The following is a 14,973-nucleotide window of genomic DNA, read 5'->3' as shown; positions in this document are numbered from 1 at the left end:
GAAATTAGAAACCTCTGTGAATGATAAACATGGCTAGACTCTGCATCACTAGCCAAAAATAGATACGCCAAGCAATGTGTTTCTGCAACAAGGCCAAGTGATAAGCTGATGGTGCTACTTTTCCGCCGATACGTGCTCGCTGAAGTTTTTCACCTTGATAGATAGCTGGCCCACCAAGAGCAAGCTCAAAACGGTGTGCACAGCCACTGATGAGCCAAGCCGTGACTGGGTTATGCCACGATTTAGCTTGCATTATGGCGTGTTTAATCGAGGTAATGGGCAGACCAGCAAACATGAGTATTGAAAACAGCTTCTGGGGTGCGAAATCCAACAGTGAAAATAGCCAAGCAATAGGCTTACCGAAACTAGCAAAGCCTTTTTGGCTAGGACTCCAATTGCGAGCGAGCTCTAAAGTCAGTCGATACAGCAAAGCGCCAACACCACCACTAACGCCGTACCAAAACAGCACGCCGACTACGTTTCTAGCATAACTCAGAAGTAGAGTTTCAGAGCCTGCTTTGCCTATGCCCAGAAGCGATAGGTTGTTGGTCTCTCGGTTTACTTTGGTTGAAAGCAGTCTACGCGCATTGGCTTTATCTTCTTGAGCGAGGGCATTAATAAGTTTGTGGGCGTACTGTTCGTTGTTGCGCCAATCAATGGCCAAGAGAAGCAAGGCTAATTGATAGAATTCTGGCTTCCAAACTAATGGCTCAAGAGCCCAAAGTACTAGGCCAGTGGGGACTAACATTAGTAACAGGGCAAGCCAACCCGCAAGGTGTTGTTGCTCGTTTGTTGACGATGGAGAATTGACTTTATCTGCCACTAGCGCAGCAATCTGTTGCCAAAATCGAACAGGATGAGCGGCGGAGGGGATTGGAATTAGCAGATGAAATAACAGCGCACTCCACATTACCAGCAGTGCGCCATTTCCATATAAACTCTCTAGAAAAGAGCTCATTCAGCAGTCCTTGCGTTTTATTTCCCTTAGGAGGCTTAAGTTGAAGGGTTACTTAAGCAAATCCACCATATTTACTACCATTTCAGACGAGCTTTGTGCTGCCAAAGGTAGGAATTCTTCGAAGCTCATTGGTGACTCTTTGTCTGCCACGTCAGAGATAGCACGTACCACGACGAAAGGTGTATTGAACTGGTGGCAAACTTGTGCGATAGCTGATGCTTCCATCTCGACAGCGATAACACCAGGGAAGTTTTTACGGATAGTTTCTTGACGTTCTGGACGACATACAAACTCATCACCAGTACAAATTAGACCACGTACTGCGTGCTTATCTTTCATCTGTGCAAGCGCTTGTTCTGCTGTTTCCATCAATTTAGCGTCGGCAGCGAAGGCCGCTGGTTGACCCGCCATCTGACCAATTTCATAGCCAAATGCCGTCACATCAGCGTCGTGATGACGAACTTCAGTGGAGATGACGACATCTCCTAGGTTGAGTGAAGACTCAAAGCCACCTGCAGAACCTGTGTTAATAACCACATCAGGTTGGTAATCGCTAAGAAGAATCGTTGTTCCTACAGCTGCCGCTACCTTGCCAATACCTGACTGTAGCAAGACAATGTCTGCACCGTTAAGTTGACCAGTAAAGAAGGTGCAACCGCCTTTTTTAGTTTCAACAAGGTTTGTTAATGCTGATTTTAGGATGGAAACTTCTTGTTCCATTGCGCCGATTACGCCGATTTTCATAGAGATTCTCTCAGGTTGGAAAACGTATTTGGCGTGCAGTATAGCAATAGTCTTTGCACAGCCCAACCATTGCTATAGCAATTACTCAAGGGTTTGCTTCAATCAGTCCTGATTCGATCAACTTGAGGCGAAATGCTTCAACTCTTTCACGGTTCACGTCAAAGTCGTAATAGCCAATTCTAGCTTCGGAGCGAACCAATAATTGGTCTCCTTCAATTTTTAGTTCCATATCATCGACATAGCGAAAAACACTGGAGGTGTATTCGACTCGCAGATAATTGCCTTCTTTGGCCGCAACTTCGGCATTCGGAAGGGTTAAGGCGACTTGTTCTATCTGATTGATATTGGTGTTTGGCGTCAATGTGAATGGGGCAAGTGTAAACTCTTCTCGGCTATCTTGAGTTGAAACACACCGAGGACTATCGCCACAGGGTTGCTCTGTCCGGTCCGTTGTTGTTTTATAACCTGCACCGCATGCGGTTAGGATCATCACTGAAGAAAGTGTAAGCCACTTGGGTAATGTCATAATCATCCCTTAAACAAAAGCCCAGCTAGGCTGGGCTAAGAAAACAATGGTCATTCTGATTGATGAAGATCGGAATGGCGTGTCTGGTGTTAGACCTCTAAGAAGTCTAGTATGCCTTCTGCCGCTTTGCGCCCTTCGTCAATGGCAGTAACCACGAGATCTGAACCACGAACTGCATCACCACCAGCGAAGATCTTCTCATTGGTCGTCTGATACATAAATTCTTGAGAGGCTGGAGCTTTGATCCGTCCCCATTGATCGAGTTCTACACCGTGAGGTTCAAGCCATGACATCTGGTGCGGTTGAAAACCGAACGCCATGATAACAGCATCAGCGGCAAGAACGTGTTCACTGCCTTCTACTGGTTCTGGACGACGACGACCAGCCTCATCGGGCTCACCTAGTGCCGTTTTCACTACTTTAACGCCGCATGTGTTGCCATTGGCATCCACCTCTATGCCTAGAGGCTGCAAGTTGAACATAAAGTTCACGCCTTCTTCACGAGCATTTTTTACCTCGCGTCGGGAGCCCGGCATGTTAGCCTCATCTCGTCGATAAGCACAGACAACGCTACTAGCTCCTTGGCGAATAGACGTTCTGACACAGTCCATAGCTGTATCACCACCACCAAGAACGACCACTTTTTTACCTTTCATATCAATGAAAGGATCAGAGGCTTCCAACTCCATAACTTTGTAGGTGTTGGAAATCAAAAATGGTAGGGCATCAAATACACCAGGAGCCTCTTCATTTGTCAGACCTGCCCGCATGTTTTTATAAGTGCCGACACCTAAAAATACTGCATCATAGTCTCTGACTAGTGTTGCCATGTCGATATCTTTGCCCACTTCAGTATTGAGCTGAAACTCGACGCCCATTTCGCTAAAGATTCGACGTCGGTTTAACATGACATCCTTTTCCAACTTGAACGATGGGATACCGAATGTCAGCAGTCCGCCGATTTCTGGGTAGCGGTCAAAGACAACGGGCTTAACACCATTGCGAACTAGGATATCTGCAGCGGCGAGTCCCGCCGGGCCTGCACCTATGATAGCCACCTTCTTGTCCGTCCACTCCACATGGGACATATCCGGCTTCCAGCCCATTTCAAAGGCTTTGTCGGTAATGTATTTCTCGACATTACCTATAGTAACGGCACCAAAATCTTCATTGAGTGTACACGAGCCTTCACAAAGGCGATCTTGTGGACAAACTCGTCCGCAGACTTCAGGTAGACTGTTGGTTTGATGTGATAGCTCGACAGCTTCAATGATTCGTCCCTCATTCGCCAGCTTAAGCCATTGAGGGATATAGTTGTGAACGGGGCATTTCCACTCACAATAAGGGTTACCACAGTCAAGACATCGGTCTGCTTGAGCGGTTGCTTGTTGTTTCGTAAAGGGTTCGTAAATCTCTACAAACTCAATTTTGCGAACCTTGAGCGGCTTTTTAGCCGGGTCGACGCGGTTCACATCAATAAATTGGTATACGTTCTGGCTCATAATTCTGGCTCCTTCCAATTATTGTGCTTGAACGCGCAGCTCAGCGGCGCTTCTGCTTTGATGACCAAGTAGTGTGCGTAAATCCGCAGCTTTTGGTTTGACTAGGTAGAACTTTGGAATCCATTCATCAAAGTTCGCCAGAATATTCTCAGCATGCACAGAGCCGGTTTCTTCTAAATGCTCGGCAATCAGTCCACGAAGGTGTTCTTGGTGAATATAGAGATCGGATAAAGAGATAGCTTCGACAGATTCGGTGTTCACACGCCCTTCAAAGTCCTCGTTAGTATCCATCACATAGGCAAAGCCGCCCGTCATACCGGCACCGAAGTTCACGCCTGTTGCTCCTAGAATCGCCACAATGCCACCAGTCATATACTCACAAGCGTTGTCACCTGCACCTTCGATAACTGCAATCGTGCCTGAGTTACGGACACCAAAACGCTCGCCAGCGGTCCCTGCGGCGAACAACTTACCGCCAGTGGCGCCATATAAACAGGTGTTACCAATGATAGTGGCCTCATTACAAGTGAATGTTGTACCGACATGCGGCTTCACGACCAGCTTACCGCCAGCCATGCCTTTGCCTACATAGTCGTTAGCATCACCGGTTAGATAGATTTCAACACCACCCGCGTTCCATACCCCAAGAGACTGACCCGCTGTACCATCGAGGTAAAGCTTAATAGGGCGACTCGCCATTCCCTGGTTGCCATAACGTTTGGCGACTTCACCTGAGAGTCTCGCTCCTGCAGAGCGATCGGTATTACGGATATCAAAGTAGAAGCTACCACCTGATTTAGCCTCGACCGCAGCTTGTGTTTCTTCGACAATCTTTTGGTTTAGCAGTGCTTTATCGAACGGCTGATTTGGCTCTGTCCAGTACAAAGGCAGCGAAAGAGGAGAGATAGGGGCCTCCAAGATATTCGACAGGTCAAGCTTGGCTTGTTTCGCGGTCATACCTTCGAGACTCTCGAGCAGGTCAGTACGACCGATAAGATCAGTAAGCTTCTCTACTCCTAACTGAGCGAGTAACTCTCTTACTTCATCAGCAAGACCTGTGAAGTAGTTGACCACCATTTCAGGTAAGCCCTTAAAGTACTCTTTTCGTAAGGTCTCATCCTGAGTGGCTACGCCCGTGGCACAGTTATTCAAGTGACAAATACGTAAGAACTTACAACCCATAGCCACCATTGGTGCAGTACCAAATCCAAAGCTTTCCGCACCTAAAATTGCAGCTTTGACTACATCAAGCCCTGTTTTAAGACCTCCATCAACTTGAAGACGAATCTTGTGTCTTAAGTTGTTGGCAACAAGAGCTTGTTGAGTTTCAGCCAGACCGAGTTCCCAAGGACAACCTGCGTATTTGACCGACGTTAGTGGACTCGCCGCAGTGCCGCCATCGTAGCCGGAAATAGTGATAAGGTCGGCGTAGGCTTTTGCTACTCCTGTTGCGATAGTGCCAACTCCCGGCTCAGACACCAACTTAACTGACACGAGCGCATTTGGGTTGACTTGTTTAAGGTCGAAAATCAGCTGTGCTAAATCCTCAATAGAATAGATATCGTGGTGAGGAGGTGGGGAAATCAAGGTAACACCTTGTACTGAATGGCGCAGTTTGGCAATCTCCGCTGTCACTTTATGGCCAGGAAGCTGTCCGCCTTCACCGGGTTTAGCGCCTTGAGCCACTTTGATTTGCAACACATCGGCATTGGTCAAATAGTGCGGCGTGACACCAAAACGTCCAGAGGCGATTTGTTTAATGCGAGAGTTACGATTAGTGCCAAATCGACGCGGATCTTCGCCACCTTCACCTGAATTAGAATATCCGCCAAGCTTATTCATCGCCATGGCCAGTGCTTCATGAGCTTCTGGGCTTAAAGCACCAATGGACATTGCAGCAGAGTCGAAACGTTTATACAGCTCTGCATTCGGCTCGACTTTGTCTAGTGCCAGTGGTGAGTCTGACTTTTTAAGCGCCATCATATCGCGCAGCATAGACACAGGACGTTCATTTACTTGTTTGGCAAACGTCTGATAATCAGATGATTCACCACTTTTCACTGCTTTTTGCAGCGTACCAACAACATCTGGGTTGTAGGCGTGGTATTCGCCGTCATGAACATATTTTAGTAGTCCACCGTGCTCGACAGGCTTGCGTTTAGCCCATGCTTTTCTAGAAAGATTAAACAGGTCTTGTTGGAAGTCTTCGAAGTTTGCACCTTGTATACGAGTAGTCACTCCCTTGAAGCAAAGATCGACGATATTGGTGTGCAGACCAACGGCTTCGAACAGCTGAGAGCAGCGATAGGAGGCAACGGTGGAAATACCCATTTTGGACATAATTTTATACAGACCTTTATTGATACCGTATTGATAGTTTTGCATCACGTCTCGGTAGCACTTATCAATAGCACCATCATCGATCAGTTTACCAAGTGCTTCATAGGCCAAATAAGGGTAGATAGCCGTAGCGCCGAAACCAAGCAATACAGCAAATTGGTGAGGGTCTCGGGCCGTTGCAGTTTCAACGATAATATTGGCGTCACAACGTAAGTTGGCTTCGATTAAACGAGTTTGCACCGCGCCGACGGCCATTGCTGCCGGAATAGGTAGTTTTCCTTTGACTAGAGCTCGATCTGAAAGAACCAATAAAACGGTTCCTTGCTTGATGACGCTCTCGGCACTATCGCAAAGGTCAAGCAGAGCTTGCTTGAGATCTTTCTCATTTGGGTCGTAATTAATGTCCAAAATAGTATTGCGATAGTGCTTATCACTCAGCTCTAACAGTTGCTGCATATCAGAGTAAAGGAGTACTGGAGAGTCGAATGTGACTCGATAAGCGTGACCATCGGTCTCACAAAATACATTCATCTCTTGACCAACACTGGTCGCCAATGACATCACATGCTTTTCGCGCAGTGGATCAATTGGTGGGTTGGTGACCTGAGCAAATTTCTGACGGAAATAGTCGGTGACCAAGCGCTCTTTAGAAGAGAGGACTGCCATTGGGGTATCATCACCCATAGAGCCGACGGCTTCTTGGCCCATATCACCTAAAACACGTAATACCTGATCCGTCTCTTCGTTCGTCATAGCGAACTGCTTTTGATAGGTTTTCAGCAGGGGTTCATCAAAACTGCGAGCTCCGACTTGGTCGTCCGGTAATTCACTAAAGGAGGTCAGTTTGTGGACGTTGTTTTCCATCCACTCTCGGTAAGGATGACGGCTCTTTAGATCGTTATCTATGTCTTCTGAATGCCATAGCTCACCTTGTTGAGTATCGACAACAAGCAGCTCGCCGGGGCCAACACGACCTTTCTCTGCAACTTCATCAGGCGCGTAGTCCCAGATACCCACTTCAGACGCTAAGGTAATCAAATTGTCTTTGGTAATCACGTAACGCGCTGGACGTAGGCCGTTTCTATCTAGGTTACATGCGGCATAGCGACCATCTGATAATACGATCCCAGCGGGTCCATCCCATGGCTCCATGTGTTTGGAGTTGAAGTCATAGAAGGCACGCAAATCAGGATCCATATCTGGGTGATTTTGCCATGCTGGTGGCACAAGCATACGCATGGCACGGAAGATATCCATACCTCCAGACAGGAACAGATCCAGCATGTTATCTAAGCTGGATGAATCTGAGCCAGTCTCATTCACGAATGGTGCAGCTGTTTGTAAGTCAGGCAGGAGCGGTGATGCGAACTTGTAGGCACGCGCTTTTGCCCATTGTCTATTCCCCTCAATAGTATTGATCTCACCATTGTGCGCCAAATATCTGAATGGCTGTGCTAATGGCCAGCGAGGTTGAGTATTCGTTGAGAAACGTTGGTGGAATAGGCAGATCGATGACTCCATGCGGAGATCAGCAAGATCGAGATAGAAGCGTGGAAGATCAGCTGGCATGCACAGCCCTTTGTAGACGATCACTTGCGTCGATAAGCTACAAATATAGAAATCTTCATCATCGATGATGCGCTTTTCAATGCGACGTTTGGCTATATATAAGCGTCGTTCAACATCTTGTTCACGCCAACCTGCGGGTGCAGAAATAAAGACTTGAACGATGTTAGGTACCGAGCTCAGTGCGATTGGACCAAGTACGTCATCATTGGTAGGAACGTCTCGCCAACCGGAAACAGTGAGTGTTTCCTGTGACAATTCTTGGTTGATGATATCTTTCGCTGACTGCGCTTTTACCGGGTCTTTGGAAAGAAATAGCATGCCTACGGCGTATTGTTTGCCAAGGTTCCAACCATTTTCTTCTGCGATGAGTTTAAAATAAGAATCCGGTTTTTGGAGTAGTAGGCCACATCCGTCGCCTGTTTTTCCATCTGAGTTGATACCGCCACGGTGAGTCATGCGGTCTAATGCTGAGATTGCGGTGCGAACCAGTTTGTGGCTGGGCTGACCTTGCATATGCGCAATAAGACCAAATCCACAGTTGTCTTTTACAAGACTTGGATCGTAAAGAGCCATTGCCTTTCTCCCTTTGAGCTTGCTGTCATCCTGACAGTAAATTAATGCTTTTTAATGACTTTTTGTTGTTATTTGCGTCAAATTTTTAGAATTTATAAACTTAACAAATTGTATCTATTCTATTTTCACGAACCTCACAACGTATAGCTTATGGCGATAAAGGTCAAGTTTTCAGAAATTTGTTGTGTATGATTCAGAAATTCAAACGATTTATCTGCGATAAGTGACAAGTCATTGCTGTGAAATAGTGAGAAGGTTAACAGTTTGTTGGGGTTGCAATGAAGACGGACACAAAAAAGGCCAGCAAACTGCTGGCCAAATTAGGAAGGAATACTGTTAGTTACTTATTGGTGTAACCAGACAGACAACCTTTAGGCTGAAAGCATTAATGAATCTGCTTTCGCTTCAAGGTTGGTGTTGCCCATAAGGTATTCATCGATGGCACGTGCACACTCACGTCCCTCGTTGATGCAACGCACGACCAGAGACTGACCAGTACGCATATCACCTGCGGCAAAAACACCTTGCTGGTTGGTTTGGAAACCTTGTGACGCTACGTTTCCTCGCTCATCCAGTTTGATATCAAGTTGTGCTAATACGCCCGTTGGTTCTGGGTGTAAGAAGCCCATTGCTAGGAATGCCATATCACAAGGAATGACACGCTCAGAGTTAGCCACTTCTTCAAAACTTGGGCGTTCACCTGGCGCAGCGTCTTTCCATACGATGTCAGCAATACGAAGACCTGTTACTTGACCTTCATCGTTACCGATGAATTCTTTTGTCAGGATATTCCAATGACGGTCACAGCCTTCTTCATGAGAAGTGGTTGTTTTCATAATCATTGGGTATTGAGGCCAAGGCATATTCGCAGGGCGTTTTTCTGGTGGAATCGGCATGATTTCGACCTGAGTAACACTCGCCGCTTTGTGACGGTTTGATGTACCCACACAGTCAGAACCTGTATCGCCACCACCGATAACCACAACGTGCTTATCTTTAGCGTGGATTTCTTCGCCTTTCAGATCCATATCGTTAGCACGACGGTTATTCTGAGCAAGGAACTCCATAGCGAAATGTACGCCTTTAAGTTCACGTCCAGGAACAGGTAAGTCACGAGGAACGGTAGAGCCACCTGTTAACAGCACCACATCAAACTCTTGGCGCAGTTGCTGAGCATTAACATCAACGCCCACATGTTGGTTTACTTTAAACTCAACGCCAGCTTCTGCCATCAGATTGATCTTACGGTCAATGATGTCCATACCCAGTTTGAAATCTGGGATGCCGAAGCGAAGTAGGCCACCCACTTTCTCATCGCGTTCAAATACAGTCACAGAGTGACCTGCACTGTTGAGCTGTTCAGCGGCAGAGAGACCAGCAGGGCCAGAACCGATGATAGCAACAGTTTTACCAGAACGAGAACGTGGCGTTTTCGGTTTTGCATAACCTTCGCGGTATGCTGTTTCAACGATAGTTTTCTCGATATTACAGATAGTGATAGGGTCTTGGTTAATACCCAGTACACAAGCACTCTCACAAGGAGACGGACAGACGCGACCTGTAAACTCAGGGAAGTTGTTAGTAGAACTTAGGATGTTCCAAGCTTCTTCCCAGCTATCACGATATACGGCATCGTTGAACTCTGGGATAATATTGCCGATTGGGCAACCACTGTGGCAGAACGGCACGCCACAATCCATACAACGAGAAGCCTGAGTATTGATTTTGTCGCCAAACTCTTCGTTTAGTACGAACTCTTTGTTGTCTTCAATACGAACGGCTGGGTCGAGCTTCTTTGGAAGCTCGCGACCATGTTCTAAAAATCCAGTAGGCTTACCCATTATACTGCCTCCACTTCTTCCGTTTGAGCTTGCTCAGCTTCTGCTTTGCGCTTTTGAAGTACCGCTTTGTAATCACGCGGCATAACCTTAACGAGTGACGCTAGGCTTACTTCAAAGTTATCTAAGAACGACTGAGCGACTTCACTTCCTGTGAACTCTACATGCTTAGTCAGCATATCTTTAAGTAGTTCGCGATCTTCTTGTTCGATTGGGTCTAGGTCGACCAATTCAGGGTTTAGCTTGGTTTCAAAATCACCCGCTGTATCCCAAACGTAGGCAACACCGCCACTCATACCAGCCGCAAAGTTACGTCCTGTCGAACCAAGGATGATGGCCGCACCGCCAGTCATGTATTCACAACCGTGGTCACCGACACCTTCAACAACGACTTTAGCACCAGAGTTACGTACACAGAAACGCTCACCAGCCATACCGCGAATGAAGGATTCACCAGACGTTGCACCGTAGAAACATACGTTACCAACCACGATGTTATCTTCAGCGACAATCGTTGATTTCGCATCAGGGTAGAGTACTAACGTACCGCCTGACAGACCTTTACCCCAGTAGTCGTTCGCATCGCCTTCCACTTCAAACTTAACGCCTTTAGCAAGGAAAGCGCCGAATGATTGACCTGCGCTGCCAGTGAACTTCACGTTCATTGGTTGAGGTAGACCTTGGTCCTTGTAGACTTTAGAAATCTCATTCGACAGCATGGTACCAGCTGAACGGTCGGTGTTGATGATAGGGAACTCAGCATTTACGGCTTCGCCCTTCTCAAGTGCTGGAATCGCTGCTTGAATTAACTTACGGTCCAGAACCTGTTCTAGGTTGTGGTTTTGTTCCGTTTGGTTGTAAACGCCATCTTGCTCACGAGCCTGTTCAATATGTAGTACAGGTGTTAGGTCGAGGTTCTTATATTTCCAGTGACCAATATCTTCACGAACTTTTAGTTTGTGAGATTGACCCACCATCTCATCGATAGTGCGGAAACCAAGTTCAGCCATCACTTCACGTAAGCCTTCAGCCATGTATTGGAAGAAGGTAACAACATCTTCTACGCGACCATCGAAGCGCTCACGTAGTGTTTTGTTTTGTGTTGCGATACCCACAGGGCAGGTGTTCTTATGACACTTACGCATCATGATACAGCCTTCAACCACAAGCGCTGCGGTTGCGACGCCCCATTCTTCAGCACCAAGTAGAGTTGCTACCGCAAGGTCACGTGGCGTTTTCATCTGACCATCAGATTGAACCACGATACGGTTACGTAGACCGTTCTTCAGAAGCGTTTGGTGTGTTTCTGCCAAACCAAGCTCCCAAGGAAGCCCTGTATGGCGAATTGAAGACATTGGTGAAGCACCAGTACCACCGTCGAAGCCCGCAATCAGGACAACGTCAGCTTTCGCTTTTGCAACACCTGAGGCGATAGTACCTACACCTGCTTCTGATACTAGCTTCACGTTAACGCGACCCGCGCGGTTAGCGTTTTTCAAGTCGTAGATCAGCTGTGCCAAATCTTCGATTGAGTAGATATCGTGGTGTGGTGGTGGTGAAATCAAGCCAACTCCTGGCGTTGAGTGACGAGTCGCACCGATCCAATCATCGACTTTATCACCAGGAAGCTGACCACCTTCACCTGGCTTAGCCCCTTGAGCCATCTTGATTTGTAGCTCATCAGCGTTAGTTAAGTAGTAAGACGTGACACCGAAACGACCTGATGCAACCTGCTTAATTGCTGAGCGTTCCCAGTCACCGTTTTCTTTACGTTCGAAACGAGTTGGATCTTCACCGCCTTCGCCTGAGTTAGACTTAGCACCGATACGGTTCATGGCTACAGCAAGTGTTGAGTGAGCCTCGTAAGAGATAGAACCGAATGACATCGCACCTGTAGCAAAGCGCTTCAGAATGTTTTCAATTGGCTCAACTTCTTCCACCGGAATGGAGCCAGCTGGGTTCTTAACGAAGTCTAATTGGCTACGCAGAGTCGCAGCGTTATCGCCTTGGTCATCGACGGCTTTCGCATACTTCTTAAACTGAGAGTAATCTTTGTTGCGAGTTGACTCTTGCAGTAGGGAAATAGTTTCTGGGTTAAACAGGTGCTTTTCACCACGCTGTTTCCACTGATAAACCCCACCCACATCAAGAACTTGAACTGGAATTTCACGTGTTGGGAAACCAATACGGTGACGAACCAAGACTTCTTTGGCGATATCATCGATGGTAAGGCCTTGAATACGTGAAACCGTACCCGTGAAATACTTCTCAACTACAGACTTACTGATACCTAGCGCTTCGAAGATTTGTGCACCATGGTAAGACTGAAGTGTGGAGATGCCCATTTTCGAGAAAATCTTTAATAGGCCGCCGTTGATCGACTTACGGTAGTTCTCGAACAGCTCAGAGATGCTGGTTTCCGGATCCAGTTTCTTAGTGCGTTGTAGCTCAACCATAGTCTCGATAACGAGGTATGGGTTAACCGCGTTTGCACCATAGCCAACAAGCGTTGCAAAGTGGTGCGTTTCACGTGCATCGCCAGTTTCTACTACGATGTCACACTTAGCTCGCAAGCCTTTGCGGATTAGGTGGTGGTGAACCGCGCCTACCGCCAGCATCGCTGGGATAGCGGCATGGTTAGAGTTGATAGCTCGGTCAGTTAATAGAATGATTGAGTAACCATCGATAACCGCGTCTTCTGCGTATTGACAGATACGTTTTAGTGCACGTTCTAGCTTACCTTCGTCTTCACTTGCTTGGAAAACGATGTCAAGAGTCTTCGCTTGAAGATGCTCATTATCGATAGCACGTAGCTTCTCAAGTTCTGAGTTAGATAGAACTGGGGACTCTAGCTCAACTTTTTGGCAGTGCTCCGGAGATTCCGATAGCAGGTTCTGATCTTTACCAAGGTAAGTGTTCAGAGACATCACCATACGTTCACGAATCGGGTCGATTGGTGGGTTGGTAACCTGAGCAAATAGCTGCTTAAAGTAGTTAGACAGATGTTGTGACTGGTGCGAAAGGATCGCTAGTGGCCAGTCAGCACCCATTGCAGAAAGTGGCTCTTTGCCATCTTTTGCCATAGGGACAATGATTTCGTTTACTTCTTCCGAGCTCACGCCAAACGCTTGCTGTTTGTGGAGTAGCTTTTCAGGAGAAGGTTGGCTGAACTCGTTGCTCGCATCTGGAAGCTTCTTCAGGCTAAGTAGGTTCTCTTCCACCCATTTCTGGTATGGCTGAGCACTTGCAATGCCATCTTTCACTTCTTCATCAGAGATGATGCGACCTTGCTCTAGGTCAGCAACGAAGATACGACCTGGCTGTAGACGGCCACGGAACTCAACGTTCTCTGGCTCAATATCTACAACACCAGATTCTGATGCCATAACGAGGAAGTCATCTTTGGTCACGGTATAACGTGATGGACGCAGACCGTTACGGTCAAGCGTTGCACCTACCTGAACACCGTCAGTGAAACATACCGATGCTGGGCCATCCCATGGTTCCATAACGTTCGCGTGGTACTGGTAGAACGCACGACGGGCTGGATCCATGTTTTTGTTTTCTTGCCATGCTTCAGGAATCATCATCATTAGCGCATGTGGCAGGCTACGACCAGACAGAACTAGGAGCTCAAGTGCCATATCGAAGTTTGATGAATCCGAGCTGCCTTCTTGACAGATAGGGAGCAGCATGTCGATTTCTGCTTGTGTGAACAAGTCAGATTCGATGATAGCTTCACGCGCCTTCATCCAGTTCAAGTTACCGCGAACCGTGTTGATTTCACCGTTGTGGGCAATGTAACGGAAAGGCTGCGCTAGGCGCCATTTCGGGAAAGTATTGGTAGAGAAACGAGAGTGAACCAGTGCAAGCGCTGTCACCATCGTTGGATTTTGTAGATCTAGGAAGTACTGAGGTACTTGCTCAGTAGTGAGCTGGCCCTTGTAAACCAGTGTCTTGTACGACATTGAATTGATGTAGAAGTCATCACCAATGTTAGACACACTTTCTAAGCAAACGCGTACTGTGTAGTTACGTAATACGTAAAGCTTACGTTCTAGCTCTTCAGGCGTACAGCCCGGACCACCAGAAACGAATACGTGTTCGAATTGTGGCTCAGTGCTCAATGGATCAGCACCAATCATTGAGTTGTCAGTTGGTAAGACACGATATCCAATTACTTCCAACTCTAAACGTTGTGCATTGCGCTCTAGAATGTCACGACATTGTGCGCGTTTGTGCTCGTCTTTCGGGAAAAGAACAACACCGACACCGTATTTCTCAAAAGAAGGCAGCTTAATACCAAGCTTAACAGCTTCTTCCAAAAGAAATTCATGGGGCTTCTGAAGTAGGATACCTGCGCCATCGCCACTGCATGGATCGCAGCCTTGACCGCCACGGTGTTCCATGCGCGCTAGCATATCCAGGGCTTGGGTCACTACTTCGTGTGATTTACGGTTTTTTAGGTGAGCAACAAAACCGATACCACAAGCGTCATGCTCCAACTCTGGAGTATACAGACCTTGTGTATTCTGCTCTCTATCTACCATAGATACTTCCTTCCAGTTTAATCTAGGCACAACTTGAGTGTGTGATTGTGCCTTGTCCTTTGTAATTTTGATTCTTGACTGCCAGAGGGGGCAGTTTTCGAGTCCATTCTGCATCTCGCAGGAAAAGTGTTGCGAGAAAAACATTCCGTGGTGATATTCAATGTCATCTTTCCACAATCCAGTGGAATATGTTGGTGGGAGTAGAATATCAACCTTCAATCTACTAATTCGTACTGTAATAAAAACGGCAAAAACAGCAGAATTGTGTAAGTATCCTACAATTTTGCGCTGTGTAATTCCAACGAAAGTTACGTCTGTTCCACATTTTTTTTATCTACTTTTGAATATATCTAATAACATACATGCAACATTT

At 46.9% G+C, this 14,973-nt stretch carries 7 protein-coding genes; all 7 read right to left on the bottom strand.

What is annotated here, in order from left to right; translation table 11 throughout:
* Positions 1 to 4: 4 nt before the first annotated feature.
* Complete coding sequence (locus VME0621_RS20120) at positions 5 to 958, bottom strand: cobalamin biosynthesis family protein (RefSeq protein WP_062459852.1); 954 nt, start codon at positions 956 to 958, stop codon at positions 5 to 7.
* Between the two features lie 48 nt (positions 959 to 1,006).
* On the bottom strand, positions 1,007 to 1,702 hold the full coding sequence (gene mtnN, locus VME0621_RS20115; RefSeq protein WP_006072892.1) for a 5'-methylthioadenosine/S-adenosylhomocysteine nucleosidase: 696 nt from the start codon (positions 1,700 to 1,702) through the stop codon (positions 1,007 to 1,009).
* Positions 1,703 to 1,787: 85 nt separating this feature from the next.
* Positions 1,788 to 2,228, bottom strand: coding sequence for a DUF1499 domain-containing protein (locus tag VME0621_RS20110; protein WP_038223970.1), 441 nt, complete (start codon positions 2,226 to 2,228; stop codon positions 1,788 to 1,790).
* An 89-nt stretch (positions 2,229 to 2,317) separates the two neighbouring features.
* Positions 2,318 to 3,730 (bottom strand): glutamate synthase small subunit GltD family protein, encoded by a 1,413-nt coding sequence (locus tag VME0621_RS20105; RefSeq protein WP_062459850.1) that lies wholly within the window; start codon positions 3,728 to 3,730, stop codon positions 2,318 to 2,320.
* Positions 3,731 to 3,748: 18 nt separating this feature from the next.
* Positions 3,749 to 8,212: a glutamate synthase large subunit gene (gene gltB / locus VME0621_RS20100; RefSeq protein WP_062459848.1), complete on the bottom strand. Its 4,464-nt coding sequence runs from the start codon at positions 8,210 to 8,212 to the stop codon at positions 3,749 to 3,751.
* 371 nt (positions 8,213 to 8,583) lie between these two features.
* Positions 8,584 to 10,053, bottom strand: coding sequence for a glutamate synthase subunit beta (locus VME0621_RS20095; protein ID WP_038223963.1), 1,470 nt, complete (start codon positions 10,051 to 10,053; stop codon positions 8,584 to 8,586).
* Positions 10,053 to 14,600 carry a glutamate synthase large subunit gene (gltB, locus tag VME0621_RS20090; protein ID WP_062459846.1) on the bottom strand — a complete coding sequence of 1,516 codons (4,548 nt, stop codon included), beginning with the start codon at positions 14,598 to 14,600 and terminating at the stop codon, positions 10,053 to 10,055. The genes VME0621_RS20095 and gltB (VME0621_RS20090) overlap by 1 nt, the downstream gene beginning before the upstream one ends.
* Positions 14,601 to 14,973 lie beyond the last annotated feature (373 nt).

Origin of the sequence: Vibrio mediterranei, assembly GCF_900088415.1 — a bacterium.
GTDB lineage: Bacteria > Pseudomonadota > Gammaproteobacteria > Enterobacterales > Vibrionaceae > Vibrio > Vibrio mediterranei.
The sequence above is the reverse complement of the archived record's forward strand: the minus strand, read 5'-3'. Positions and strand labels throughout refer to the sequence as shown.

Bases quoted from the DNA above. Each gene is read 5' to 3' on its own strand.
- VME0621_RS20110 (WP_038223970.1), bottom strand. From the start codon at position 2,228: ATGACATTACCCAAGTGGCTTACACTTTCTTCAGTGATGATCCTAACC.
- gltB (WP_062459846.1), bottom strand. From the start codon at position 14,600: ATGGTAGATAGAGAGCAGAATACACAAGGTCTGTATACTCCAGAGTTG.
- gltB (WP_062459848.1), bottom strand. From the start codon at position 8,212: ATGGCTCTTTACGATCCAAGTCTTGTAAAAGACAACTGTGGATTTGGT.
- mtnN (WP_006072892.1), bottom strand. From the start codon at position 1,702: ATGAAAATCGGCGTAATCGGCGCAATGGAACAAGAAGTTTCCATCCTA.
- VME0621_RS20105 (WP_062459850.1), bottom strand. From the start codon at position 3,730: ATGAGCCAGAACGTATACCAATTTATTGATGTGAACCGCGTCGACCCG.
- VME0621_RS20120 (WP_062459852.1), bottom strand. From the start codon at position 958: ATGAGCTCTTTTCTAGAGAGTTTATATGGAAATGGCGCACTGCTGGTA.
- VME0621_RS20095 (WP_038223963.1), bottom strand. From the start codon at position 10,053: ATGGGTAAGCCTACTGGATTTTTAGAACATGGTCGCGAGCTTCCAAAG.